The sequence below is a fragment of the Flavobacterium polysaccharolyticum genome, from assembly GCF_038739875.1.
GTDB lineage: Bacteria > Bacteroidota > Bacteroidia > Flavobacteriales > Flavobacteriaceae > Flavobacterium > Flavobacterium polysaccharolyticum.
Genome location: NZ_JBCGDP010000021.1, coordinates 37,361 through 62,905, shown reverse-complemented (window position 1 = coordinate 62,905; position 25,545 = coordinate 37,361). Strand labels below are relative to the sequence as shown.

Annotated in this window: 23 protein-coding genes; 11 read left to right on the top strand and 12 right to left on the bottom strand. The window is 34.2% G+C overall.

Annotation, left to right across the window (positions count from 1 at the left end; genetic code table 11):
- Positions 1–82: 82 nt before the first annotated feature.
- Together WFZ86_RS17290 and WFZ86_RS17285 are read right to left on the bottom strand one after the other, a co-directional pair.
- Complete coding sequence (locus tag WFZ86_RS17290; protein WP_342693090.1) at positions 83–1,486, bottom strand: DUF5723 family protein; 1,404 nt, start codon at positions 1,484–1,486, stop codon at positions 83–85.
- Positions 1,483–2,025, bottom strand: coding sequence for a hypothetical protein (locus tag WFZ86_RS17285; RefSeq protein WP_342693089.1), 543 nt, complete (start codon positions 2,023–2,025; stop codon positions 1,483–1,485). The genes WFZ86_RS17290 and WFZ86_RS17285 overlap by 4 nt, the downstream gene beginning before the upstream one ends.
- A gap of 475 nt (positions 2,026–2,500) precedes the next feature.
- Between WFZ86_RS17285 and WFZ86_RS17280 the strand changes: the two genes are divergently transcribed.
- The gene (locus WFZ86_RS17280) at positions 2,501–3,088 is read left to right on the top strand and encodes a chalcone isomerase family protein (protein WP_342693088.1); all 588 of its coding nucleotides are present in this window, start codon (positions 2,501–2,503) and stop codon (positions 3,086–3,088) included.
- A 507-nt stretch (positions 3,089–3,595) separates the two neighbouring features.
- Here WFZ86_RS17280 and WFZ86_RS17275 read toward each other — a convergent pair.
- A complete protein-coding gene (locus WFZ86_RS17275; RefSeq protein WP_342693087.1) occupies positions 3,596–4,459 on the bottom strand; it encodes a hydroxymethylglutaryl-CoA lyase in 864 nt (287 codons plus the stop codon).
- A 53-nt stretch (positions 4,460–4,512) separates the two neighbouring features.
- Complete coding sequence (locus WFZ86_RS17270; RefSeq protein WP_342693086.1) at positions 4,513–5,532, bottom strand: quinone-dependent dihydroorotate dehydrogenase; 1,020 nt, start codon at positions 5,530–5,532, stop codon at positions 4,513–4,515.
- A 132-nt stretch (positions 5,533–5,664) separates the two neighbouring features.
- Here WFZ86_RS17270 and pepT point away from each other — a divergent pair, with 132 nt between their 5' ends.
- Together pepT and WFZ86_RS17260 are read left to right on the top strand one after the other, a co-directional pair.
- Positions 5,665–6,942 carry a peptidase T gene (gene pepT / locus WFZ86_RS17265; protein ID WP_342693085.1) on the top strand — a complete coding sequence of 426 codons (1,278 nt, stop codon included), beginning with the start codon at positions 5,665–5,667 and terminating at the stop codon, positions 6,940–6,942.
- A 245-nt stretch (positions 6,943–7,187) separates the two neighbouring features.
- Positions 7,188–7,718, top strand: a complete 531-nt coding sequence (locus WFZ86_RS17260; protein ID WP_342693084.1) for a hypothetical protein — start codon at positions 7,188–7,190, stop codon at positions 7,716–7,718.
- A gap of 79 nt (positions 7,719–7,797) precedes the next feature.
- Here WFZ86_RS17260 and yajC read toward each other — a convergent pair whose 3' ends face one another.
- The 3 genes from yajC to WFZ86_RS17245 form a co-directional block, all read right to left on the bottom strand.
- Positions 7,798–8,070 carry a preprotein translocase subunit YajC gene (gene yajC, locus WFZ86_RS17255; RefSeq protein WP_159685779.1) on the bottom strand — a complete coding sequence of 91 codons (273 nt, stop codon included), beginning with the start codon at positions 8,068–8,070 and terminating at the stop codon, positions 7,798–7,800.
- A gap of 60 nt (positions 8,071–8,130) precedes the next feature.
- A complete protein-coding gene (nusB, locus tag WFZ86_RS17250) occupies positions 8,131–9,042 on the bottom strand; it encodes a transcription antitermination factor NusB (RefSeq protein WP_342693083.1) in 912 nt (303 codons plus the stop codon).
- A gap of 194 nt (positions 9,043–9,236) precedes the next feature.
- Positions 9,237–10,340 (bottom strand): Glu/Leu/Phe/Val family dehydrogenase, encoded by a 1,104-nt coding sequence (locus WFZ86_RS17245; RefSeq protein ID WP_342693082.1) that lies wholly within the window; start codon positions 10,338–10,340, stop codon positions 9,237–9,239.
- Positions 10,341–10,536: 196 nt separating this feature from the next.
- On the opposite strand from WFZ86_RS17245, the gene WFZ86_RS17240 reads away from it, so the two are divergent.
- The 4 genes from WFZ86_RS17240 to WFZ86_RS17225 all read left to right on the top strand — a co-directional run bounded on the left by WFZ86_RS17240 (position 10,537) and on the right by WFZ86_RS17225 (position 14,373).
- Positions 10,537–12,315 carry an ABC transporter ATP-binding protein gene (locus tag WFZ86_RS17240; RefSeq protein WP_342693081.1) on the top strand — a complete coding sequence of 593 codons (1,779 nt, stop codon included), beginning with the start codon at positions 10,537–10,539 and terminating at the stop codon, positions 12,313–12,315.
- 64 nt (positions 12,316–12,379) lie between these two features.
- The gene (locus WFZ86_RS17235) at positions 12,380–12,760 is read left to right on the top strand and encodes a PUR family DNA/RNA-binding protein (protein ID WP_342693080.1); all 381 of its coding nucleotides are present in this window, start codon (positions 12,380–12,382) and stop codon (positions 12,758–12,760) included.
- Positions 12,761–13,000: 240 nt separating this feature from the next.
- A complete protein-coding gene (locus WFZ86_RS17230; RefSeq protein ID WP_342693079.1) occupies positions 13,001–13,828 on the top strand; it encodes an alpha/beta hydrolase in 828 nt (275 codons plus the stop codon).
- A complete protein-coding gene (locus WFZ86_RS17225; protein WP_342693078.1) occupies positions 13,828–14,373 on the top strand; it encodes an RBBP9/YdeN family alpha/beta hydrolase in 546 nt (181 codons plus the stop codon). Before WFZ86_RS17230 ends, WFZ86_RS17225 begins: the two co-directional genes overlap by 1 nt.
- On the opposite strand, the gene WFZ86_RS17220 is transcribed toward WFZ86_RS17225, so the two are convergent.
- The gene (locus WFZ86_RS17220) at positions 14,370–14,723 is read right to left on the bottom strand and encodes a tRNA-binding protein (RefSeq protein WP_342693077.1); all 354 of its coding nucleotides are present in this window, start codon (positions 14,721–14,723) and stop codon (positions 14,370–14,372) included. The two genes, WFZ86_RS17225 and WFZ86_RS17220, sit on opposite strands and share 4 nt — an antisense overlap.
- Positions 14,724–14,816: 93 nt before the next feature.
- Positions 14,817–15,749: a peptidylprolyl isomerase gene (locus tag WFZ86_RS17215; protein ID WP_298299872.1), complete on the bottom strand. Its 933-nt coding sequence runs from the start codon at positions 15,747–15,749 to the stop codon at positions 14,817–14,819.
- Between the two features lie 504 nt (positions 15,750–16,253).
- Between WFZ86_RS17215 and WFZ86_RS17210 the strand changes: the two genes are divergently transcribed.
- The 4 genes from WFZ86_RS17210 to WFZ86_RS17195 all read left to right on the top strand — a co-directional run bounded on the left by WFZ86_RS17210 (position 16,254) and on the right by WFZ86_RS17195 (position 24,005).
- Entirely contained in the window at positions 16,254–19,208 is a 2,955-nt protein-coding gene (locus WFZ86_RS17210) for a SusC/RagA family TonB-linked outer membrane protein (RefSeq protein ID WP_342693076.1), read from the top strand.
- Positions 19,209–19,275: 67 nt separating this feature from the next.
- Positions 19,276–20,976 carry a RagB/SusD family nutrient uptake outer membrane protein gene (locus tag WFZ86_RS17205; RefSeq protein ID WP_342693075.1) on the top strand — a complete coding sequence of 567 codons (1,701 nt, stop codon included), beginning with the start codon at positions 19,276–19,278 and terminating at the stop codon, positions 20,974–20,976.
- A gap of 76 nt (positions 20,977–21,052) precedes the next feature.
- Positions 21,053–22,195, top strand: a complete 1,143-nt coding sequence (locus tag WFZ86_RS17200; protein ID WP_342693074.1) for an alkaline phosphatase — start codon at positions 21,053–21,055, stop codon at positions 22,193–22,195.
- 4 nt (positions 22,196–22,199) lie between these two features.
- Positions 22,200–24,005 (top strand): alkaline phosphatase, encoded by a 1,806-nt coding sequence (locus WFZ86_RS17195; protein ID WP_342693073.1) that lies wholly within the window; start codon positions 22,200–22,202, stop codon positions 24,003–24,005.
- A 207-nt stretch (positions 24,006–24,212) separates the two neighbouring features.
- On the opposite strand, the gene WFZ86_RS17190 is transcribed toward WFZ86_RS17195, so the two are convergent.
- The 3 genes from WFZ86_RS17190 to WFZ86_RS17180 form a co-directional block, all read right to left on the bottom strand.
- Complete coding sequence (locus WFZ86_RS17190; RefSeq protein ID WP_342693072.1) at positions 24,213–24,560, bottom strand: cupin domain-containing protein; 348 nt, start codon at positions 24,558–24,560, stop codon at positions 24,213–24,215.
- Positions 24,561–24,892: 332 nt separating this feature from the next.
- On the bottom strand, positions 24,893–25,039 hold the full coding sequence (locus WFZ86_RS17185) for a hypothetical protein (RefSeq protein ID WP_342693071.1): 147 nt from the start codon (positions 25,037–25,039) through the stop codon (positions 24,893–24,895).
- A 25-nt stretch (positions 25,040–25,064) separates the two neighbouring features.
- The gene (locus WFZ86_RS17180; RefSeq protein ID WP_342693070.1) at positions 25,065–25,448 is read right to left on the bottom strand and encodes a VOC family protein; all 384 of its coding nucleotides are present in this window, start codon (positions 25,446–25,448) and stop codon (positions 25,065–25,067) included.
- Positions 25,449–25,545 lie beyond the last annotated feature (97 nt).

Below are 25,545 nucleotides of genomic sequence, written 5' to 3'. Positions count from 1 at the left end.
GAATTTGGGATTTGCCATTCGAATGTGCTCAAGATAACAGATTGGGATTTGGATTTTGAATATTGGGATTTAAAGCCAGAAACTATTCGCCATCTTTTTTCTCCGCAAAAATCAGATTAAGTCCTAGTTGAAAAGAGGCACTTTGCGCCTTGGCAACATCTCTAAGTTCTAATAAATTATCAGCCATCAAATAAAAATTGACGGGTCCTATTTGAGTCGACAAACCCAAACCAATATTCTTACTCGAAAAAGAATCAACGGTATAAGTAGCTTTGGCTTCTAAACCAGTGAAAATTTTCTTTCTATAAAAAGCCGTCAAAGCCATCATTGGAAGTCTTGGTGTAGACATAGCAAAATATTGCAATCCAACAGAATTATTGTACTTTGCTGTTCCATCACTAGATTTACAATTACAACTTTCTTCTTCGGTTTGCCCGAAAGAATATTGTGCAGAAGCATTAAATTTGACTGGTCTCCACGACGTGTAACTTCCTTTTAAGGTATCTCTAGGAAAAGCATCATTAAACTCTTGGGTTATGTTATCCCCGCCAGTTCCGTTGAAAAAATCTGGAACAATACCTTCATATTTATAGGTTCCCCTTGCACGATAGCTTTCCACTTCTTTTGTGTGGCGAATAAAACCTATATCAAGAACACTAGCGGTAATTTGAATGTCTTTTTTAGGATAATAAGTTAATCCCGCATCAAAACCCAAACCTAGATTTCCTCCTAAAAGCGCTCTTTTTTGGATGTCTTTGGCCACATCCGAGTTGTCATCTTTGTCATCATATTTTGCAATTCCAGAGGTATTTAATAACATATCAGCCGAGATGACTTGTTCATACATCGTATTCCCATTTGAAGGAATAGTGGACAAATAGCCTGAGTTTTTGGTAGATCGAGCATCGAAAATACTAGAATAAATCTTTCCTCTTACTCCCCAAATCAATTTCTCATTTTCTCGCTTATTGTAGCCTACATGAAAAACACTCAACATTTCGGCACGAACATTTAAATCACTCAGATTAAAATATTTTCCTAGATAATTTTGATTTCCGTCTAATGCCAAAATCGCTAAATCCTTCGGAACATAACTCAATACATCAAATTCCTCATACATTCCAAAGGAAATATAAGCGTTATCATTCCAATCCCCTACTTTAAATCCTCCCTGAAAAACTTCTAATTGCTGATTGACAATTACTTTGTCATTTCGTGAAGCTGAAAAAATAACATTACGTAATTTGGTATTAAAATTTACACCATTATCTGCAAATAAGTCATAAGCAGAAAAACCAGTCGAACCAATATTTGCAGAAATCCCAGACAACAAAGGCACACCAGCGTACCATCTATAAGTTACATCAGCCCCGGGGTTTAAAGATAAAGATTGTGGAATTGCCGTAAAATTATACAAAACGGCTTTATTTTGAGCCAAAAGTACACTTCCTAAAAAAAATAGCGCACATGTAGTAATTTTTCTCATTGAATATCAAAATAGGCGGTTACACTAGAACGTAATTTCAAATTTCCTACACTAGTTGGAGTTAATGGTGGGCCAGGCAATAAGGTAACCACAAAAGCAATTTTTTTAGTTTGCTTTAATAAATCAAGATTGGCACCTTCAAACGTTTGTGTCAAAGTGGTTTGATTAGAGGTCCCAGTATAAGCAGGAATATTCATTTGAATCGTTGTAAGTGGCGTATTGGCCACATCAAGAAAAACTAATCTCAAAGTAAAGGCCCGATTGATGGTATTGTTGACCTCAAAAAACAAATCGGCTTTGCTCAAATTATCTCTTAAAAAGGAGTCATTAAACACCCCCACTTCTGGAGTGTCTATAGAAACCGCTTGTTCTGTACCATTATTTACAAACTGATTCGCCGCAACATCAAAACTTGATAAATTAGCGACAACCACCGGTTGCAACTGAAGATCATTTACCTGATCAAAATCAAGATCACTGCTACATGACAAAACAAAAAGCAGTACAAAAAATCCGAGTAGGGTTTGGGTTACTTTCATTTTTATTAATTTCAAATGTAATATAAATAACGAATAAATACTGCTTTTTATTTTAGAGCTGTAAAGATACTTTTTTATCTTTCTTGAGATAAATTTAGATAATAAATTACACCCAGCAAAAACAATATAAGATTAAATATCAACCTCTTAAAGGGATATAATCAGTAAAATACATTTTCTTAAAACAGTTAGTCATAATTTTCACCCCTTTAAATTTTGCTTTTCATTGTTACTGAATCGCTTAGAAGTGTATTTTAAATATTTTTCAAATTTTTCACATATTTTTAATAAATTTATGTTAATTTTGTGATTTTATCTGCGCTTTTATATTTAAAAGCGCTTCAAGCACACCTTAAACACAATGATTTTCAAAATTTAAAACAAATTACTTGAAAAATATTTCTTTTTTTGTTTGCAATTTTAAAATTACTGAATTTAAGCCTTGATTCGCATAATTTAATTTAATTTAAAAAAAATGAAAAAAAATTATTTATTCTATTTTACACTACTTTTCTTTGCAGCATTCTCTATAGGTAATGCTCAAACTCAATTCGAACTAAAAGGCGTTGTTGTTCCAAGAACAATTGAATTTCAAGACAAAAAATTACAGTTAAATGGTTTTGGTACAAGAACAAAATTATTTATGGATATGTATGTTCAAGCCTTATATCTTACAACACTTAGTGTAGATCCTAAAGAAATTATAGAGAGTGATACTGAAATGGCTATTAGAATGCAAATAGTTTCTCCTCTAGTTACATCACAAAAACTAACAAAGGCTTTTAGGAAAGGTTTGAGCAATTCTGCTGGCGAAATTGTATTTGAAAAGCACAAAACAGAAATCGATTATTTAATCTCATTATTAGGTAGAGAAGAAACCAAAGAAAACGATTTTTTTAATCTTATTTATAATCCGTTAGACACTTCAATTTGGATTTATAAAAATGACAAATTAGAAGGTAAAGTAAAAGGATTTGAGTTTAAAAAAGTTTTATTCGGAAATTGGCTATCTGACAAACCTGTAGGTGAAAAATTAAAGAAAGAATTATTAGGCCTCGAATAAATATTTTTTTTAAATAGCACTAGTGTTAATTCAAAATAATTTTAAAACCAGCTGGTTAATAACATATTCATTGATATTATGCAATATAATTCTATAAGAAATTGACTTACAAATTAATTTCAATAAGAACAGGAATTTACGCATTAATATCAAAAAGTGCACAAGGTTTTATTTACACTTTTGTTTTTATAAAATGAACCCATTAAAACACACTCAAACAAAAGTCAATAGAAAGAATCAAAAACATAAATATTACCTTTTATTTCAAAACTATCATTACTGTTTTTCTCCTGAGCAATCAAGATTAACTGATTGGCAAAGTCTTCGAATATTTTATAATTACGACTCTCATTTGTCTCAGATAAATGGCTAGATGTTACATTTTTTCCAAAAACTAAATGACATGATTTTGATTGATGTGTTTCGATAACAAATAACAAATCATAAACACTAGCTTACAATAACATAAAAAGACGAAGTGATTTAAACCAGCATTATATGATTAATTTAATGAAACTCTCCAAACAATTTTGAAGCCTCATTATAGGCGCTTTCAAAACTCATCGCACTCAAATTGGTGTTCTCTTTTTTTGAGGTAAAATAAGAAAGTAATTTTTCAGTAGGCATATTTCCCGTTAAACGATCCGTAGCCATAGGACAACCACCAAAACCCTGAATTGCGCCATCAAATCGTCTGCAGCCAGCATTATAAGCTGCATCTATCTTTTCAAACCATTTATCTGGGGTAGTATGCAAATGAGCCCCAAATTCTATCGCGGGGTATTTTGGAATTAAATTAGAAAACAAATGCGTAATAACTTCTGGTGTGGAACTTCCAACCGTATCTGACAATGAGAGAATCTTGACTCCCATTTGCGCCAATCGTTCTGTCCATTCGCCCACAATTTCTTCATTCCAAGGATCTCCGTAAGGATTTCCAAATCCCATTGAAAGATAGGCTATCACTTCTTTATTTTGCTGGTCAGCAATTTCGAGAATTTCTTGTAAGGTAATCAATGACTCCGCAATGGTTTTGTGCGTGTTTCGCATTTGAAAATTCTCAGATATGGAAAAGGGAAAACCCAAATATTGAATCGGTTGATGAGAAGCGGCATCTTTAGCACCTTGCACATTGGCGATAATAGCTAATAGTTTGCTTTCAGTTTTGGATAAATCCAGTTGTTCTAATACCGCAGACGTATCTTGCATTTGTGGAATTGCCTTTGGAGAAACAAAACTTCCAAAATCGATACTATCAAAACCCACTCGCAATAATGATTGAATATAGGACACTTTTCTCGCAGTAGGAATAAAAGTTTTTATTCCTTGCATCGCATCACGTGGGCATTCGATAATTTTTATTGGCTCCATATAAATTCAAAGATAAAAAAAGGAATTAAAGTACAAAGCCGAAAACATGGAAACTATTTCTGTTTCAAAATAGCTTTATTGATTGCTTTTACCAAGGCAGGGCCTTCATAAATAAAACCTGTATACAATTGAATCAAACTGGCACCAGCTTCTAATTTCTCCATAGCATCTTCGGCAGAATGAATCCCCCCCACACCAATGATTGGGAAAGCGCGATTGCTTTTTTCGGTCAAAAATCGAATTACTTCTGTCGAACGATTCTTCAACGGCTTACCAGACAATCCTCCAGTTTCTCCTTTGGCTTCAGATAAAAGTCCTTCACGAGAAAGCGTAGTATTCGTCGCAATTAAACCCGCGATTTTAGTTTCCGCCATAATATCAATAATATCTAGTAACTGCTCATCAGTTAAGTCAGGCGCAATTTTTAGCAAAATCGGTTTAGGGCTAACTTTAGCTATATTTTTATTTTGAAGTGTTTGTAGCAATTGAGTTAATGGTTCTTTATCCTGCAAAGCTCTTAAATTTGGAGTATTAGGAGAGCTTACATTGACCACAAAATAATCCACATAATCGTACAAAGCATCAAAACAAATTTCATAATCCGAAGTAGCTTCTTCGTTGGGTGTCAATTTATTTTTACCAATATTACCACCAATCAATACATTAGTGTTCGATTTTAAACGTTCTACTGCTTCCAAAACGCCTCCATTATTAAATCCCATTCGATTAATAATGGCTTGATCTGCTTTTAATCGAAATAACCTTTTTTTAGGATTCCCTTCTTGTCCTTTTGGTGTTAACGTACCTATTTCGATAAATCCAAAACCAAAATTCGAAAGTTCTTTATAAAGCGTAGCATCCTTGTCAAAACCAGCAGCTAAACCTACTGGATTTTTAAACTTTAACCCAAAAACTTCGGTCTCTAAACGTTTGTCGTTTACCAGATAAAGTGACCTGAAAATTGCAGTAAATCCAGGGATTTTAGAAACTATTCTAATTAACGAAAAGGTGAAATAATGTACTTTTTCAGGGTCAAAACAAAAAAGTATCGGGCGAATCAATAATTTATACATAAGTAGTGTAGTTGTGTGGCGCAAAAGTAAAGAAATGATTTCAAAAACCAGCAAAAAAGTGAGCCGAAGCCTTCCTTTCAGTATTAAAAAAACAGCACAAAATGTTTACCTTTGTTCAAAAAAATAATCACCATGCAACACATTATTGATCGTTTTATAAGTTATGTAACTGTTGATACCGAATCTGATCCAAATTCTGACACCACTCCTAGTAGTACCAAACAATGGGATCTTGCCCATAAACTAGTCGAGGAACTCCAACGAATTGGACTACAAGATGTGACCATTGATGACAAAGCTTACATTATGGCAACTTTGCCAAGTAACATTGATAAGAAAGTTCCAACCATTGGTTTTATTGCTCATTTTGACACCACTCCAGATTTCACTGGAGCCAATGTAAAACCTCAAATTATACCTAATTACGACGGAAAAGACATCATACTCAACGAAGCCCAAAACATCGTTCTTTCGCCTAAATACTTTAAAGATTTGTTGCAATACAAAGGACAAACCTTAATCACCACCGACGGAACTACGCTCCTTGGTGCCGATGATAAAGCCGGAATCACTGAGATTGTTTCTGCTATGGAATTTTTGATTCAAAATCCAGAAATCCAACACGGAACCATTAAAGTTGGTTTTACTCCCGATGAAGAAATTGGCCGTGGCGCTCATCATTTTGATGTAGAAAAATTTGGCGCGGATTGGGCTTATACAATGGACGGAAGCCAAGTTGGCGAATTAGAATATGAAAATTTTAATGCCGCAGGAGCTAAAATTACCTTCAAAGGAAAAAGCGTACATCCGGGTTATGCTAAGGGAAAAATGATCAATTCAATGCTAATCGCTAATGATTTTATTTCTGCTTTACCAAAAGGGGAAACGCCACAAGAAACCAGAGGATATGAAGGTTTCTTTCACGTGCACCATGTAAAAGGTAGTATAGAAGAAACCGTTTTGGAATTAATCATTAGAGATCATTCTAAGACTAAATTTGAAAAAAGAAAAGAGTTGATTGAAAAAATGGTTCAAAAAATCAATAAAAAGTTTGCCAAACAATTTGGTAAGCCCATAGCCATAGCCGAGATCAAAGATCAGTACTACAATATGAAGGAAAAAGTATTGCCAGTAAAACACATTGTAGATATTGCAGAAGAAGCGATGAAACAAGTCGGGGTAAAACCGATTATCAAGCCTATTCGTGGAGGAACCGATGGCTGTCAATTATCCTACAAAGGATTACCTTGTCCAAATATTTTTGCAGGTGGTCATAACTTTCACGGAAAATACGAATATGTTCCCGTTGAAAGCATGCAAAAAGCAATTGATGTTATTGTGAAAATTGCCAAGCTTACCGCAAATACTGATTTTGAAAATCCCGCACCAAAATCAAGACGCAAAAGATAAGCATCTAAAATCTATTACCTAGATTAAGACTGTCTTCAAAATCACTACCTCCAAAAAGACGTTTGACTTTTTGGAGGTTTTCTTTTATTCCAAGTCTGTATTCCACTACAAACCCAATTAAAAAACTTAACATTGGAATTGATTTACGTTCACTACATTTGTTAATAATTAAGAAACATTTTGTTAACATTGAATTTTTATTAAATATTCACAATAGTAAAGTGACCCATTAAATAGACCACATTATGATAGAGAAAAAAGAAGACAATACCGTTACCGAATCTACACCTTCAGCAACAACAGAATTACCTAAAGTTGAAAAAACTGTCGCTCCAAAACGAAGAACTGCAAGAACTACGACTACAACAGCAACTACCAATAAACCTGAGGTAACAAAAACCACAGTTACAACTCCAAAACCAAGGGCAAGCAGAACAAAAGTTACTACTCAAGAAAACACCAATACTTCAGTTCCAGCAGCAATTAGTGAAGAAGAAGTAAAAAAAGAAGAACCGGAAATAGGTTCGAATGAAAAGTCTGAAGAAAAGTCCGAAGACAAAAAAAAGAAAAAAAACAAAATAAAAATGAGCGAAAAGGAAAAGGAAAAAGCAAAAAAAGCTAAAGCAAAAGAGAAAGCTAAAGCAAAAGCCAAGAAAGCAAAAAAGGCTAAAAAAGACAAAGCTAAAAAAGCAAAAGTTAAAGCTAAGGCTAAAGAGAAAAAAGCAAAAGCAAAGGCAAAAAAAGCTAAGAAAAACAAAAAGAGCAAAAAGAAATAAGCTGATTGTTCCAAACTAAAAAATCCCAAATTCCATTAATTAGGAATTTGGGATTTTTTTTATTTGATTAATAAAGCTACTATTTCTTAGCCAAAGCTGCGCTCATTTCCATAGATATCGCAGAACGCTCCATCTTTAATTTCCCTGACATTGTTTCAATAATAACTGTAGTCTCAGACAACTCGGCAACTTTACCGTGTAATCCACTTTTTGTTACAATTTTATCCCCTACTTTTAAACTGCTTTCAAATTCTTTTTCGTTTTTAGCACGTTTTTGTTGTGGTCTAATCATGAAGAAATAAATCACCACAAACATCAATAAAAACGGTAAAAACTGTTGTAATTGTCCCATAATAAAAATCTTAATTTGTTATTTTTTGTTTTGTTAAATTTAAATATTGCTCGTTATCGACTACATCAAGCCACGACCAACTTTTACCAACTTTTTGCTTTCAGTTAATTCTTTTACAAGGTTATCTAAAATTCCGTTGATAAAAATACTACTTTTAGGAGTAGAATATTCTTTTGCAATTTCTAAATATTCGTTCAAGGTTACTTTTACTGGAATCGATGGGAATTTCAAAAACTCACAAATAGCCATTTTCAAAATGATAGTATCAATTTCTGCAATACGATCACTATCCCAATTTGGGGTTTTATCATCATACGCTTTGGCTAATTCTTTTTCGTTCAAAACCGTTTTTCGGAACAAATCACGAACAAAATCTTTGTCTTCGGTATCCTTGTACAACTTTGGCACTCTAAAATTATCTTCCTCTAGAGGCTTCAATGCTTTTAACTGCTTCAAAATTTGAGTATTCACCATCGGAATATCGTCAATCCAAGTCAACTTATCGTCCTCTAAGTATTCGTATAACTTTTCATTAGGTACGATAATTTCTTCAAAAACAGCCGCAATAAATTCTTTATCTTCTTCAAAAGTATTTACTGTATTGCTCATGTATTTTGCAAACAATTTACTTTCTTTTATCGCATTAAGCAAAATAATAATATAATCATCGTTCAACGACCAATTATTAATTTTACGATTCTCCATCGCGATACTCAAAGAATTATTTTCAGCCAAAATCTGAAAAACAGCATTCTTGATAAACTTTTCGTTGGGTTTGCGTTCTTGAGGAGTAGCAAGGTGTTTCTGACTTGATAAATGCAAAAAGATTTGTTCTTTTTTACAAATTTCTAATAATGACGACACCATCGTAAGGTATAAATCTAGAATGCTATCAATACTATAAAAGAGAAATTTTTCTTCTTTTTCTAGATTATCAGAGCCGTTTTGATGCATAGCATAAATGGATTGCATGACTTTAACGCGTATGTGTCTTCTGTTTACCACCTTGTAAGAACTTTTAAAAATTAGTCTGCAAAATTAAGGATTTCATCCTTTAAATGAAAATTTGAACAGTAATTTATTTAATAAATAAAAAGTGTTCCAATTAATATAAAGATTCGAAAAACCTTTCTAAAATTGGAACACTAAAAAATTTATAAAAACTATTATTTACTATTTGCTAGTTTTCTTTCCGCAATACGTTGTTGCGCAATAGTCAAAGCTGCTTGATGTGTGGTCATTTTGTTAGCAATTGCAAAATCAAAAATCTCCAAAGTAGTATTATAAATATTTTCAGTTTTAGCCATAATTTCAGCTTTACCGTAATGCGCTAATTCTGCATACACATTAATAATCCCTCCAGCATTGATCAAGAAATCTGGCGCATACAAAATACCTCTTTCTTGCAAAATTGCACCGTGAACAGTTTCATTTGCCAACTGATTATTAGCTGCTCCTGCAATTACTTTTGCTTTAATTTTATGAATAGTTGCATCATTAATAGTAGCACCCATTGCACAAGGCGCATAGATATCAACTTCTTCCGCATATACATCTGTTCCAGTATAAACAGTGGCATTGTATTTTTTTCCTACTTCATACAAACGCTCTTCGTTGATATCTGAAATGGTAACCAAAGCACCTTCTTTCGTCAGGTATTCAACCAAAGCTTCACCCACGTGTCCAATTCCTTGTACTAAAACCTTTTTACCAGTTAAAACATCTGATCCAAATTGTTGTTTAGCAGCAGCTTTCATCCCCATATAAACTCCAAAAGCAGTTACAGGAGACGGGTTTCCTGCTCCTCCTCTTTCTTCTGAAATTCCAGTTACATAAGGCGTCACATCTCTCACAAGGTCCATATCAGCAGTTTCCATACCCACATCTTCAGCCGTGATATATCTTCCGCTTAAGGAGTGAACAAATTCACCAAACTTACGCATCAATTCAGGTGTTTTTTGTGTTTTGGCATCACCAATAATTACTGCTTTTCCTCCACCAATATTCAAACCAGTAATAGCAGATTTAAAAGTCATTCCGCGTGACAAACGCAAAACATCATTCAAAGCTTCCCATTCATTACTATAATTAAACATTCTTGTACCACCCAAAGCTGGCCCCATTACCGAATTATGAATACCAATTATTGCTTTTAATCCTGTATCTTTGTCGTTGCAAAATACAATTTGTTCGTGGTCATCAAATGAGATTTGACCAAAAACAGGATCCATTTTTTGAATTTCCTTAGCAGTGGCTAGTGTTGTATTCATAAGCTGTTGATTTTATTATTTTACAAATTTGATAAAATTTCGATTCAAAAATATAAAATAATTAAACATAACCTAATTTTAAAACTATATTTTGACAATCTCATAAATTTTTATTAAACATTACAAAGAAACCAGCTTGCTTTTTTTAACAAAAAAGTGATAATAGAAAAAGAAACAAGTCCGAATCTCAAAAAAAATGAAAGAATTACGTTATTTAGATAAATACTTTATAAAATACAAATACAGCTTCTCTCTTGGTATTTTAATCACAATTATCGCACAAATATTTTCTCTATTTACTCCAAAATTGATTAGTAGTTCACTTGAAGCTATCGAAAAATTTGACAAACTTTCTAGTGTAGAAAAATCATCCGTAGTAGTTATTGCAAATTACAGAGAAGAACTCATTCACAACGTTTTATTAATTATTGCAACAACCATTGTTGCAGGATTTTTAACCTTTTTGATGCGACAAACATTGATTGTAATGTCACGTCATATCGAATTTGATTTAAAAAATGAAGTATTTCGTCAATACGAAAACCTTTCGCAAAACTTCTACAAAAAAAACCGCACAGGCGATTTGATGAACCGTATTAGCGAGGATGTTTCAAAAGTGCGAATGTATGTTGGACCAGCGGTTATGTACACCATCAATACCTTTATTCGTTTTGCCATTGTTATTGCTTACATGTACAATGTCTCACCAAGATTAACCCTTTACACTTTGCTCCCACTGCCAATTTTGTCCTATGCCATTTTCAAATTAAGTTCAGAAATCAACATTCGCAGTACCGTTTTCCAACAATACTTATCCAAAGTTTCTAGTTTTACTCAAGAAATATTCTCTGGAATCCGTGTCATCAAAGCCTATTCGTTAGAAAATCAGCAACAAAATAACCTCATCGGTCTCGCGGAAGAAAGCAAAAGCAAAAGCTTAAGTCTTGCCAGAGTTCAATCATTATTTGGCCCATTGATGCTGGCATTAATTGGGATTAGCAACTTAGTCGTTATTTATTTTGGAGGCGTTTTGTACATCAATGGCTCCATAAAAAGCATTGGTACCATCGCCGAATTTATTTTATATGTCAATATGCTAACATGGCCAGTTGCTTCATTGGGCTGGGTTTCGTCTATGGTACAAGAGGCTGAGGCTTCTCAAAAACGCTTGAACGAATTCTTAAAAATTGTTCCTGACATCCAAAACAATAATTCAAATCCAAGTACAGTTGAAGGTCATATTGCTTTCGAAAATGTCAGCTACACCTACGAAGACACTAATATCGAAGCGCTTAAGAACATTTCATTCACTGTAAAAAAAGGAGAAACATTGGCTATTCTTGGCAAAACGGGTTCAGGAAAATCAACCCTTCTATCGCTCATTTCTAGGATGTATGATGTCACCGAAGGACAAGTAAAAATTGACGGAAAAGAAATCAGTCAATTGAATTTATTTGATTTAAGAAACAGTATCGGAATCGTACCTCAAGATGCCTTCCTATTCTCAGATAGCATCAAAAACAACATCAAATTTGGCAAAGAAAACGCTACTGACATCGAGGTTATTGATGCTGCCAAAAGCGCTGTGGTTCATGACAATATAGAAGGCTTCAACAAAGGCTACGACACTATTTTGGGCGAACGCGGCATCACTTTGTCTGGCGGACAAAAACAACGTGTTTCTATCGCCAGAGCCATCATCAAAAAACCCGAAATTTTACTTTTTGATGACTGTCTATCAGCAGTAGACACCGAGACCGAAGAAGCAATTTTGAATAATCTATTTGAAATTTGCAAAGACAAAACTACCATCATTGTAAGCCACAGAGTTTCATCTGCAAAAAATGCTGACAAAATCATCATCCTTGAAAACGGAAAAATTATTCAGCAAGGCTCTCATAATCAATTAATAAATGAAGAAGGTTATTATGCTGCGCTCTATTTAAAACAACTTTCGGAAAAAGAATTACTATAAATGTTGTTTTATCAATAATTTTTTATGATTTTTGATTGCTATTTATAAAAGGATCGAAAGAATTATGAGAGAAAATGACATGCTAGAAAAAGAAGAAATTTATTCTAAAGTGCTTCGCGCTGGAAGAAGAACATATTTCTTTGATGTAAGAGCCACAAAGGCTGACGATTACTACATTACCATTACTGAAAGCAAAAAATTTACCGAAGAAGATGGCTCTTTCCATTTCAAAAAACACAAGATTTATTTGTATAAAGAGGATTTTGCCGCTTTCGAAGAAATTTTAAACGACATGACTTCTTATATTTTAAACCATAAAGGCGAAGAAGTAATCTCGGAAAGACACCAAAAAGATTTCAAAAGAGAATTCTCTAACGAAACAGTAGAAAACGAAAGTACTCCAAAAGTATCTAGTTTTACGGATATCGATTTTGATGACATCTAAAATCAATTAACACTTACCTAAGTCCAAAAGTCAACTGATTTTTGGATTTTTTTTTGGAGCACAAGTCCACGCTATCCTTCACGTCTCCTCCTGCTGTACGCTATATCTTCCTGAGGCTCAAAAAAGAAGAGCCCCAGCAAGGATACCGCTTCCATTAGGGCTAAAAATCACGACTCTTTTTCATGACATCTCCCAATAAAAGTTGAAAAATCAATATATTTATGGAGTAAAAAATAATCAATGAAAACTACTTATTTTGCCTTTCTACTATTACTCATAAGCCCTTTTCTTTGGGGACAAAAAATAGAATATGTCCAAGAGAATAATATTCCTTATTACAACGAATCTGTTGCACAAAGCGATCCCTACATTAAAGAACGCTGCGTTTTAGACATTTATTACCCAAAAAACAGCAAAGGATTTGCTACCATCATTTGGTTTCACGGAGGAGGATTATCGGCAGGAAACAAAGAAATTTTATCTGGATTAAAAGAAAAAGGTTTCGCCATTATTGGGGTAAACTACCGACTTTCTCCCAAAGTAAAAGTGAAAAACTGTATCGAAGACGCCGCTGCCGCAGTAGCATGGACCTTTAAGAACATCGTAAAATATGGTGGCGATTCCTCTTTACTCTTTGTATCTGGGCATTCTGCTGGAGGCTACCTCGGAATGATGATTGGACTCGATAAAAAATGGTTACAATCTTATGCTATCGATGCCAATACCATTGCAGGACTCATCCCGTTGAGTGGTCAAGCCATCACTCATTTCGAAATCAGAAAAGAAAGAGGCATTCCAGACACACAACCCATAATTGACGAATTTGCACCCTTATATCACGTTCGAGCTGATGCTCCACCTTTATTATTAATCACTGGAGATCGCCAACTCGAACTTCTTGGTCGCTACGAAGAAAATGCCTATTTGATGCGCATGATGAAAATCAAAGGACATCCATCGACCACACTTTATGAATTAGAAGGATTTGATCACGGAATGATAGAACCCGCACTTCCGCTATTGACTAAAGAAGTAAAAAGAATAACGGCTTTAAAAAAGAAATCATAATGACAGTAAAACTCCTCATCATTCCTGGTTTAGGCGACTCAGGACTGGGGCATTGGCAAAACTTTTGGTTAGACCATTTTCCAAATGTCACCAAAGTAACTCAAGATAACTGGGATCAACCTTTACTCAACGATTGGGTAGAACGCCTAGAAAAAACCATACAAACCATTCAAGAACCAACCATTTTGGTCGCGCATAGTTTAGCCACCATCTTAGTCGCTCATTGGACAAAGACATTTGAAAATCCTTTTATTAAAGGAGCACTATTAGTAGCACCCGCTGATGTTGACTCCCCTCAACACACCCCAGAATGCACATGGAATTTTGCCCCAATTCCCACGCATCCACTGCCCTTTCCTTCGATTGTGGTTGGAAGCGAAAATGACCCTTATATGACTTTAGAAAGAGCTCAAGAGTTGTCCAAAAATTGGGGAAGTGATTTCATAAATATTGGCAGGAAAGGACACATCAATTCCGAAATGAATCTAGGTCTTTGGGAAGAAGGGCAAGAAATTTTGAAGCTTTTAATCCAAAAGATTAACTAAGCGATTCTCAAACCGTTTTCTATTTTAAAATCAGGGAACAGCAAAACCACGTCTCCCTGCTCATCTACAGCGCCAAGCACCAAACATTCACTATTAAATTTACCAATTTGCTTTTTCGGAAAATTCACTACCGCTACAATTTGTCGGTTTACTAATTCTTGTTTAGTATAACGTCTAGTAATCTGAGCCGAAGATTTTCGAATACCTAGAAGCGCACCAAAATCAATAGTGAGTTGATAAGCGGGTTTTCTAGCTTCAGGAAAATCATTAACTTCTAGTATGGTTCCTACTCGCATCTCTACTCTTTCAAATTCTTCCCAACTCAAAGGAGTCTCATTTTTTATACTCATAGAATTTTTATTTAGTTTCTATTCAATACTACAAAAAAAATCCCAAAACAGCTAATTAGTCTGTTTTGGGATCTATAAATTGATGCTTTTTTTTTATTTTACATCCATTAATTCAACATCAAAAATCAAAGTAGCGTGTGGTGGAATAACTCCTCCTGCTCCACTTGGTCCATAAGCCAAATCTGATGGGATTACAAAACGGGCTTTATCTCCAACTTGCAACAAAGCGATACCTTCGTCCCAACCTTCAATAACTTGACCTTGTCCTAAACGAAATTCGATTGGTTTTTTTCTTGGGTAAGAAGAATCAAAAACTTTTCCATTTTCAAGAGAACCTTCATAATGTACAGCAACTGTTTTTCCGTTTTCAGCTTTTTTACCAGAACCTCTTTGAATAAATTGGTAACGCAATCCACTTTCTGTTTTTTCAAAACCAGCAGCTAATTGTTCCATTTTTGCTTCTGCTTCCGCTTTCAAAGCAGCTTCTCTTTTCATTCTAGCTCCTCTTAAACCGATAAAAGCTTCAATAGCATTCCAGTTTTGCGCTTCTTCACCTACACGAATAATTTCTAAAGTCTCCAATTGGTCTCCTTGTGCTACAGCATCTACAACCTCTTGTCCTTCGATTACGTGCCCGAAAACGGTGTGTTTGTTATCCAACCAGCTTGTTGGAACGTGAGTGATAAAAAACTGCGATCCGTTCGTTCCAGGTCCAGCATTAGCCATAGATAAAACCCCAGGGCGATCGTGTTTCAAAGAAGGATGAAACTCATCATCAAATTTGTAGCCTGGATCACCAGTTCCAGTTCCTTTTGGGCATCCTCCTTGAATCATAAAATCAGGAATTACTCTGTGAAAAGATAAACCATCATAGTATTTTACACCTTGAGGCTTTACTTTATTTTCCATATTTCCTTCTGCCAAAGCCACGAAATTCCCAACTGTTCCTGGAGTCAAATCGTGAGTCAATTTTACCAAAATCGATCCTTTAGAGGTATTGAATTTAGCGTATATTCCGTTTTCCATGATAAATTATTTTTTATTGAGGCGCAAATTTACGAAAATAAATGCGATATCGATTTTTGCTTATTATTAATTTTAAGTGACCTAAATTTGAAAATTAATTAGTACCGAAAGTTGTTTTTTTAAAAACAAAACAATTACCCTCTCAAACAAAACCAGTTCTTCTCCACTTCCATACCATTGCATTTATATTCAAACAGAATCCAAAGAAACAAGATTGAGTTTTTAGCTGTTTAACACAAAAAACATAAATGAATAGATTCCTTAATATATTGTTAATTTTAAAACCAATATTGATTATTTACGACTAATCCTTTTTTTCTATAAAAAAAACATTAATTGTATAATTAACACTTCATATAATTGTATATTTTATCAAATAATGTTAAAAAAGCGACCAAATATCAATACAAAATCATTTAGCCAATATTAAAATATGATAACTTGACATTCATGTTAATTTAATGATGACCCATTTTCTTTGCTTCAAATTTAAAAAAAGCTGAAATGAAGAAAATTAATTATTTGTTAGTTGCATTTTTTATGATTTTTTGTACTACTTCGTGGTCACAAAATAAAGTAAAAGGTGTTGTATTAGATGAATCCAACTTTCCTTTAGCGGGGGTAAATATTACAGTAAAAGCGAAAAAAAATGCAGTTACCACAGATTTTGATGGGCATTTTTCAATAGAAGCTTCTATAGGTGAAGTGATTGAGTTTAGCTATTTGGGCATGAAAAATCAACAAAAAATAATTATTGATAAAGATGACTTAAAAATAATATTAAAGTCTGATGATAATCAACTAAAAGATGTGGTCGTTATCGGTTATGGAACTGCTAAAAAGAAAGACATTACAGGTGCGGTTACCTCTATAAAAAACGAAGAATTCAACAAAGGTATTGTAACTTCACCTGAGCAATTAATTCAAGGAAAAGTTTCGGGGGTAAATATTACTTCAGCTAGTGGAGAACCTGGAAGTACGCAAACAATAAGTATTCGTGGTCAAGGAGGGATTAGAACAGGGAACTCTCCATTGTTTGTGATTGATGGTTTTGCTATTGACAACTCTACTACGGGAGGCGCAACTAATCCATTGAGTTTTATAAATGCGGACGACATTGAGTCTATTGACGTCTTGAAAGATGCTTCAGCAACTGCAATTTATGGTTCCAGAGGAGCCAATGGAGTTATTATTGTTACTACAAAACGAGGAAAATCAGGTAAATCACAAATTTCATTCTCCACTAGTATGGCTAGCTCAACTATTGCCAGAGAATTGCCTGTATTTGGTGCAGATGAATTTAGAAAACAAGTAGTAGCATTAGGCGGTGCTTTAACTGATTTGGGTGGGAATACTAATTGGCAAAAAGAAATTACTCGTTTGGCTATTACGCAAAATCATAATTTCACCATGAATGGCGGTACAGACAACCTAACTTATTACGCTTCTATTGGTGCCTTAAACCAAGAAGGAATTATCAGAAATAATAATTTAAAACGCGTTACTGGTAGAATCAACTTAACACAAAAAGCCTTAAATGGAAAATTGAAAATTGATTATAATTTAAACGTAACTAATTCCCTTTCTGACCGACCAAATATTGAAACGCTAATAGGTAGTGCAATAAGTTTAAATCCTACTTATTCAGCTAGAGATTTAGCGGGCAATCCTACTGTTTTTTCCGATGTAGAAAATCCACTAATTACATTAAAACTATACAGTGATAAAACTGAAACCAATCGTATCATAGCCAACATTTCGCCGTCTTATGAAATCATTAAAGGTCTTACTTATAAATTAAATTTTGGTATTGATAGATCGAACGCTGACCAAGATATTCAAAATTTGCCAAGTACAATTCCTTTCAAAGAAGGCCGATTGGACGCTTACTATTTTAAAAACAACAATCGTTTGATTGAAAACTACTTAACCTACACTAAGGATTTTGGAAATCATAATGTATCGGCAATGGCTGGTCATTCGTATCAAAAAAATTACATCCAAACACGTAATTGGAGCATTAATAAATTTACTGACAACGGAATTGAACCTGTGTACAATCCAGGTTTAGGACAAGATTTGACTTTTATCAATAATCGACCAGGAGGTTCAGCTGCTATCAACGAATTACAATCCTATTTTGGTAGAATTGGATACAATTACAATCAAAAATATTTGTTAACCGCTACCTTTCGAGCTGATGGCTCATCTAAATTTGGTGACAACAACAAATATGGATACTTTCCTTCATTTGCCGCAGGTTGGGTGATCTCAGAAGAAAAATTCATGAAAGAAACGCCTTTTAGCAATCTAAAGCTAAGAGCTGGTTGGGGACAAACAGGTAATCAAGAAATCCCTTCAAAAATTACTCAAAGTTCTTCAACAGTATCAGTATCATCAGGCACCAGCTATCCATTAGATCCTTCTACTACTTATTATGGAGGTGCTACCTATGCTCGTTTAGCCAATCCTAATATCCAATGGGAAGTTTCTACACAATCTAATATTGGTTTGGATTTTGGTCTTTTTAATGATGCTTTAACAGGAACTATAGATTATTTCAACAAAGAAACTAGCAAAATACTAATGAAAGTTGTTCCTGCTGACCCTATTAAGCCCGCAACCACTTATTGGACAAATGTTGAAGATATGACTATTACCAATAAAGGATTAGAAATAGCTCTTGACTATAAACATAAATTCGAAAACGGTCTTTCTGTAGGAATCGGAGGAAATATGAGTTTTATTGACAATAAAATCAAAAATCTTCCTTACACTATTCTTACAACTGGAACTGCTTCGGGTAGTGGTTTGTCTTCTGCTGCCATAAATGGTTACATGAGCGGACAACCCATCGGTACTTTCTATCTAAAAGAATTCATAGGCATTGACGAAACCACAGGATTAAGTAAATACAGAGACACAAATAATGATGGTATTGTCAATGACTCCGATAGAATTATTGCAGGGACTGCTTTACCTGACAAATTATATAACTTCTATGGAAATCTAGGATACAAAGGTTTTGATTTGAGCTTTAACTTTAATGGTGTTTCTGGAAACAAAATATATGATAATACAGCCAACTCTAATTTTTATAGAGCAAAATTGGTTAAATCAGTAAATACTACAGCTGCTGCTACTGAGTATCCTAAAGAATCTAATACCAACCCAGCCTCAGTTTCTACCCGTTATTTAAAAGATGGTGCTTACCTAAGATTAAATAATTTATCATTAGGATATAACTTTGACATGAATGCCATCGGTTTATCTAATTGGATAAAAACAATGCGATTCTCAATAACGGGACAAAACTTATTCGTAATTACCAAATATGATGGCTATGATCCCGAAGTAAACACTGATAGAAGTTCAGATGGGATCTCTTCTTATGGGATTGATTATTTGAGTTATCCAAAAGCAAGAACTATTCTTTTAGGATTAAATGTTTCTCTTTAATTCCTCGAAATTATTTTAATAAAAGTCAAATACAATATGACTTTAAAATAACCTTAAAAAAAACACAATGAAAAATAGATTTATAAAATTAGCGCTATGCTCACTGATTCTTTTTCAAGTAGGATGTAGTGACCTCGATGAACAAATTCTAGACGAATCCTTAAACGGAAGTGTACCAGAAGCATTGGCTGCCGAAGCGACCCTTGTTCCTGCTTATGCAGTAATGGCTGATTTGTTTTTGCATACTAGATATTTTGCCCTTCAGGAAATATCAACAGACGAAGCTATATTACCTTATCGTGGTGGTACTGACTGGGGAGATAATGGAATATATATCGACCTACATCGTCATACACTTACCAGTTCACATGTACCTGTAAAAGAAACTTGGGATGCTATTACCAAAGGAATTGCAAGATCTAATGCAGCTGTGAGTGAACTAGCTGCTATGCAAACTAAAAACACAAAAGCAAGTCTTTATTTGGCTGAAGCGAAAGGAATAAGAGCCTATTATTCTATGCTAGCACTTGATCTATTCGGTTTAGTGTTTGTAAAAGAAGACCTTACTGCTAATTCTAAAATAATTCGTGGTAGCGAAGCTGTCAATTATATAAAAAACGAGTTAGTAGGAATTGAAAATCAAGTAGCGACAACAACAGGACCAGGTAGAATAACACAAGCAACCGTTTGGGGATTATTGGCTCGTTTACACCTTAATGCAGCAGTTTACAGCAATCCTTATGCAACTACTTTTGATTTTAAATCAGAGGATATGGACAAAGTGATTGAATACACAAACAAAATCACTCAATCCGGACAATACCAACTCTCACCTGAATACTTTGCTATTTTTGATGATGAAAACCATACCAATAAAGAACTAATTTTTGCTGTTGACCAACGCGCCGAATTAAATGGACACAATCGTTTGGCTTATTTTTCTCTATCAGGGGACATGTTTCCATTGCCAGCCTATGTGAACGCCAATGGTACAGATGGTCCTGCCATTACCCCTGACTATTACAATACTTGGATCAATGCCTACGGAACAACTGATCCAGCTACTGTAGATGCTCGTTTCTTTAAACAAAATCTAGTTATTCCAGCTGATTCTTGCTTAACAGCAAGCCAATTCAAAATAAACAGAGGAATTCTAAGAGGTCAACAATATGGTTTGATTACCACTGCCAAAGGACAACCATTTCAAAGATGTGCTGATGGAATTGGCTACAAAATTAGTAAACTAAGAAACATCACACGATCAGACAAAAAAAGATTAGTAAATCACACTTTAAATGTTGATTTCACCACCACAGGAAGCGGTTATAGTAACGGTTATAGAGTTTTGAAATATGAGTTTTCTAAAAAATCAGATACAGGAAGAAACAAAGGAGATGCTGATATTTCATTATTGCGTTTAGCCGATGTTTATTTGATGAGAGCCGAAGCTAAATTGCGAAAAAACAATGACATTGGAGGAGCTTTGGCCGATTTAAATACAGTAAGAGCTGCAAGAACGGCTAGAGCTGGATTAACCCCTCCAGCACTAACTAGTATTTCATTGGACATTCTTTACAGAGAAAGAGGATTTGAATTTTACTGGGAAATGTTACGTCGTACAGACATGATTCGTTTTGGCAAATATGAAGGTACTTGGACAGAAAAAACAGATACTGATGTCAAAAAACGCTTGTTCCCAATTCCGCAAAGCGCTATTGATGGTGCTTCGTCAGAACCAGGATACCTAAAACAAAATGAAGGGTATTAACTTTCAAACAAAAAAACCTAACAAGAACTATTCTGCCTACATGAAGCAGAATAGTTTTTTTTGTAAAAATTAAACTATGAAAAATACACGTTCACCTTTTTATGTCTTTGTAGCAACAATTTTACTAGTCCTATTTAGCCATCCTTTATTGGCTCAAAAAAAACATAAAAAAAACGAAGAACCCTTGAGTATCATTTTTATGATAGGTGATGGAATGGGGTTAGCTCAGGTTTCATCTGCCTTTTACTTCAACGATAGCGTTCCTAATTTTAGCCAGTTTAAAACCTTGGGATTGAGTAAAACGTCTTGTACTTCGCACAAAATCACAGATTCGGCTGCTGGTGCAACCGCTTTTTCTATTGGACAAAAAACATTCAAAAGAGCCATTGGTCTGACAAAAGATACCCTCAGAGCCGAAACAATTTTAGAAACCTTGTCCAATCGCGGATACAAAACAGGATTGGTATGTTTAACAGCTATTACCCACGCTACACCTGCTAGTTTTTATGCCCACGAAAATGATAGAGATGTTAATGATAATATCGCTTTGCACTTATTAAATGAAAAAGTTGATTTCTTCTCTGGTGGTGGACTTAAATTTTTTAACAAAAGAAAAGATGGTCGGGATTTGATTAAAGAATTGGAAAACAAAAATTACAAAATTCATACTCAGCAAGAACCATTTGATCCCTCCAAAAAAAATGGCTATCTCCTAGCCGATGAAGGAATTCCGTCAAAAGTTGAAGGCAGAAAAGCTTATTTGCAAGAAGCTACACAATTGAGTTTGGATTATCTTGATGCCCAAAAGAAACCTTTTTTCTTGATGGTCGAGGGGTCTTATATTGATTGGGGTGGCCATGATAAAAATGCTGATTTGATGATACAAGAAGTTTTGGATTTTGACAAAACTATAGGTGTGGTTTTACAATACATCAAAAAACATCCCAATACTTTATTAGTTATTACTGCCGATCACGAAACAGGTGGGGTAAGTTTGGATAAATTTTACGAAAAAAATCCAGTCACAGGAAAAGAGGAAGAAGTTCCATCGAAAGTAGCAGTTAACTTTAGTTCGAATCAACACACCACAATTCTTGTTCCTGTTTTTGCAAAAGGAAAATCAGAAGAACTCTTTTCTGGCATTTACGAAAACAACGAGATTTATCACAAGATGATGCAAGCTCTAAACATCAACACTAATAAATTGAAAAAAAACTAAAACTATGTACAAAAAAAACAGGCTATTTTTTTTATCCTTTATCATCATTCACTTTGTTGCATTAGCACAATCAAAGAAAAACATCACGATTCATTCCCACAACGACTATGAACAAAACATCCCTTTTTGGAACGCCTTCAATAATGATTTAAATTCAATTGAAGTGGATGTTTTTCTCAAAGACGACATCTTATATGTTTGTCATGAACCTAACAAAATTAAAAAAGAAAGAACATTAGAAAGCCTTTACTTACTACCTTTAGAACAAGCAATTGATCTACAACTAGGGCATCTATACAACTTTCAATTACTTATCGACATAAAATCTGAGGCTAATACCACTCTAGACAAAATTGTCAAGTTGCTACAAAAACACCCTAAATTAATTCAAAATAAGAACATCACTTTTGTCATTTCTGGCAACCAACCTGAAGTAGAAAAATACAACAGTTATCCAGAATATATTAAGTTTGATTACCAAAAAGAGAATCAATTAACGGCAAAACAATGGGAAAAAGTAGCTTTGATAAGTAGTAATTTTAAAAAAACATCCGATTGGAGCGGAAAAGGCAAACTGCCAATTGAAGAATGTAATCTTGTACAAAATATTGTAAACAAAGCTCATAGTCATGGAAAACCATTTCGTTTTTGGGGAACTCCAGATTACAAAAGAGCTTGGAAAACCTTTATCGATTTAGGGGTAGACATTATAAATACAGATTTACCTTATGAATCTTCGAAATATATTCGATCCTTATCAGAAAGAGTTTTTCATAACACTCAAGTTTCAGAAATATATACCCCAACTTTTGCTTCGGATAAAAAAAATACCGAAGTAAAAAATGTTATTTTGCTAATTGGAGATGGTAATGGATTATCTCAAATCTCTTCTGCTGTTTTAGCCAATGGTGGAAAGCTAACTTTGACACAATTGCAATCCATTGGATTTATAAAAACACAATCATCTGATGACTTTACCACCGATTCTGCTGCTGGTGCTACTGCTTTCTCTACAGGTCAAAAAACCTATAATCGTGCGATTGGATTAGATGCTAATCAAAATTTCATTCCAAATATTACTGAATTTTTATCCAAAAAAGGCTTTAACACGGGCTGTATTACCACAGACGAAATAATTGGTGCAACACCTGCTGCTTTTTACGCACATCAAAAAGATAGAGGAATGGATAATGAGATAGCCGCTGATCTTTTAAAAAGCAACTTATCTTTATTTGTAGGTGGCGGCGGTAAATATTTTGATAAAAACGCTTTAGAAAAAGTATTTACATTACCACAAAAAGTAGATGATATTGCAAACGTCACAAGTCAACGCATTGGCTTCTTTCTCGCTGAAGGCGGCGTAAATGGAGTTATAAATGGTCGAGAGGACGTATTAGCAAAGGCAACAAAAAATGGTCTTGCATTTTTACAAAATAAAAATAAACCTTTCTTTATAATGGTCGAAGGAGCTCAAATAGATTCATATGGTCATCATAACAATGTGGGAGGGATTGTTTCAGAAGGTATTGATTTTGATAAAGCTATTACAGAAGCAATTAAATTTGCTGATGCTACAGCTAATACCTTAGTTATTATTACTGCAGATCATGAAACCTCTGGATTTAGTATTCCTGATGGGAATTTGAAAGACAAAGTAATTGAAGGTGATTTTACATCATTCGATCATACAGCAACCATGATTCCTGTTTTTGCATATGGACCACAATCACAACTCTTCACTGGTGTGTATGAAAACAACGAAATTTACAGCAAAATAATAAAAGCATTAGGAATAGATAAAACGAATTAAATAGATCCTTGTTTGCATTTCCAATAGTTGTGGTACAAAAAGTAAATTGCTTTTTGTACCACAATTTTTTAAGCAAATCTTCTATAATTTTTCCATTACTATTAAAAAATCAGAAAAGTAATGCTGCTTACCTATTGCTCTATGTTATTATAACAAACATGAAAGATTTTTAGAGTAATCCATTAATCTCGATAGAGCAGATAATTATTAGCTCATAAAATCTTCACGCATGGGACTAAAAACATCTACCAGAAGTCCTGCCTCTAAACAAACCACCCCATGAATGGCATGCGGCGGAATGTAAAAACTATCGCCAGCCTGTAACGTTTGGGTTTCTCCATCTATAGTTACCTCAAAAATTCCTTTGGCAATATACGTTACTTGGGTATGATAGTGCTCGTGTAGTACGCCTACCGCTCCTTTTTCAAATTGCACATTGACGAGCATTACTCGTTCGTCATAAGCCATAATCTGACGTTGAATCCCCTCTCCTACATTTTCCCATTCTTGCTCTTTGGCTAAAAGAAATTTAGCACTAGTTGTTGACTGCTTCATTTTATATTTCAGAATAAATTTATTTATGTGTTCTTGCTTTTCCATCGGCAGAAATCGCAAAAACTAGAACTACGAGTAAGCGTTTTGATATAGATTATTCTTCTGAATCATAAAGCACTCCAATCTTCATCAACAGCTACCATACGAACGGGTTCAAAACCAAAATTTCCTAAAACCACCCAGCCATTGTCTCTATTGAATTCGCATTTGTATTTTTTGGAAGTTCCTTTTGGATAACAAAACCAAACGATAGCATCACCGTTAATTTTTGGAAAACAGCTGTTATCACTGTTTCTATTTTTTATAATTGAGTGACAAGAGCCATAACAAAATCAATAGGAATCAAGCTTTTTCTCATCAGTAAAAATTGAAGTCTCGTTGGCCATTATAGTCATCTCTAACTCAAAAGAAATAGGAGCATTAAGAACTGAAATCGCTTTATGATTTTTAAAATTTAATTTTTTGAATAAAGGAGACATTTTAATGTATTTTATTTGATCAACATTAATGCATTGAGTAAAAACCGATTGTATTGCCTTCGGTATCAGAAGCTAACCCACAAAAACCATGTTCACCTATAGCAAACTTTGGCGCAACGACTTTGCCTCCAGCTGCTTCCACTCTATTCAATTCATTCGCGCAATCTGTACAAGCAAAATACACCAAAGTTCCCTCAGCACTTGGCTTCCTCGTTTCATCTTGCACAAGCGCTCCTGACGAATTTGGAGCACCTTCTACCCATGGAAAAGCGACCATTTGACCAGAAAAACCTTCAGGCATTGGCATTGGCATCATCACTTCTCCTAAAACAGTTTCATAAAATTTTCTAGCTTTATCCATATCGTCAACATAGATTTCGAACCAAGTTACTGCATTTACTGTTCTCATAATTTCAATTTGTTTACATTAATTTTTAATACATAATAAAAATACAAATTACTAAAAAACAGAAAGTTACAAAAAAAAAAAAAAAAAAAAACAATAA

Excerpts from the sequence above, each read along its gene's own strand:
- WFZ86_RS17290 (WP_342693090.1), bottom strand. The coding sequence starts at position 1,486 with ATGAGAAAAATTACTACATGTGCGCTATTTTTTTTAGGAAGTGTACTT.
- WFZ86_RS17285 (WP_342693089.1), bottom strand. The coding sequence starts at position 2,025 with ATGAAAGTAACCCAAACCCTACTCGGATTTTTTGTACTGCTTTTTGTT.
- WFZ86_RS17280 (WP_342693088.1), top strand. The coding sequence starts at position 2,501 with ATGAAAAAAAATTATTTATTCTATTTTACACTACTTTTCTTTGCAGCA.
- WFZ86_RS17275 (WP_342693087.1), bottom strand. The coding sequence starts at position 4,459 with ATGGAGCCAATAAAAATTATCGAATGCCCACGTGATGCGATGCAAGGA.
- WFZ86_RS17270 (WP_342693086.1), bottom strand. The coding sequence starts at position 5,532 with ATGTATAAATTATTGATTCGCCCGATACTTTTTTGTTTTGACCCTGAA.
- pepT (WP_342693085.1), top strand. The coding sequence starts at position 5,665 with ATGCAACACATTATTGATCGTTTTATAAGTTATGTAACTGTTGATACC.
- WFZ86_RS17260 (WP_342693084.1), top strand. The coding sequence starts at position 7,188 with ATGATAGAGAAAAAAGAAGACAATACCGTTACCGAATCTACACCTTCA.
- yajC (WP_159685779.1), bottom strand. The coding sequence starts at position 8,070 with ATGGGACAATTACAACAGTTTTTACCGTTTTTATTGATGTTTGTGGTG.
- nusB (WP_342693083.1), bottom strand. The coding sequence starts at position 9,042 with ATGCAATCCATTTATGCTATGCATCAAAACGGCTCTGATAATCTAGAA.
- WFZ86_RS17245 (WP_342693082.1), bottom strand. The coding sequence starts at position 10,340 with ATGAATACAACACTAGCCACTGCTAAGGAAATTCAAAAAATGGATCCT.
- WFZ86_RS17240 (WP_342693081.1), top strand. The coding sequence starts at position 10,537 with ATGAAAGAATTACGTTATTTAGATAAATACTTTATAAAATACAAATAC.
- WFZ86_RS17235 (WP_342693080.1), top strand. The coding sequence starts at position 12,380 with ATGAGAGAAAATGACATGCTAGAAAAAGAAGAAATTTATTCTAAAGTG.
- WFZ86_RS17230 (WP_342693079.1), top strand. The coding sequence starts at position 13,001 with ATGAAAACTACTTATTTTGCCTTTCTACTATTACTCATAAGCCCTTTT.
- WFZ86_RS17225 (WP_342693078.1), top strand. The coding sequence starts at position 13,828 with ATGACAGTAAAACTCCTCATCATTCCTGGTTTAGGCGACTCAGGACTG.
- WFZ86_RS17220 (WP_342693077.1), bottom strand. The coding sequence starts at position 14,723 with ATGAGTATAAAAAATGAGACTCCTTTGAGTTGGGAAGAATTTGAAAGA.
- WFZ86_RS17215 (WP_298299872.1), bottom strand. The coding sequence starts at position 15,749 with ATGGAAAACGGAATATACGCTAAATTCAATACCTCTAAAGGATCGATT.
- WFZ86_RS17210 (WP_342693076.1), top strand. The coding sequence starts at position 16,254 with ATGAAGAAAATTAATTATTTGTTAGTTGCATTTTTTATGATTTTTTGT.
- WFZ86_RS17205 (WP_342693075.1), top strand. The coding sequence starts at position 19,276 with ATGAAAAATAGATTTATAAAATTAGCGCTATGCTCACTGATTCTTTTT.
- WFZ86_RS17200 (WP_342693074.1), top strand. The coding sequence starts at position 21,053 with ATGAAAAATACACGTTCACCTTTTTATGTCTTTGTAGCAACAATTTTA.
- WFZ86_RS17195 (WP_342693073.1), top strand. The coding sequence starts at position 22,200 with ATGTACAAAAAAAACAGGCTATTTTTTTTATCCTTTATCATCATTCAC.
- WFZ86_RS17190 (WP_342693072.1), bottom strand. The coding sequence starts at position 24,560 with ATGAAGCAGTCAACAACTAGTGCTAAATTTCTTTTAGCCAAAGAGCAA.
- WFZ86_RS17185 (WP_342693071.1), bottom strand. The coding sequence starts at position 25,039 with ATGTCTCCTTTATTCAAAAAATTAAATTTTAAAAATCATAAAGCGATT.
- WFZ86_RS17180 (WP_342693070.1), bottom strand. The coding sequence starts at position 25,448 with ATGAGAACAGTAAATGCAGTAACTTGGTTCGAAATCTATGTTGACGAT.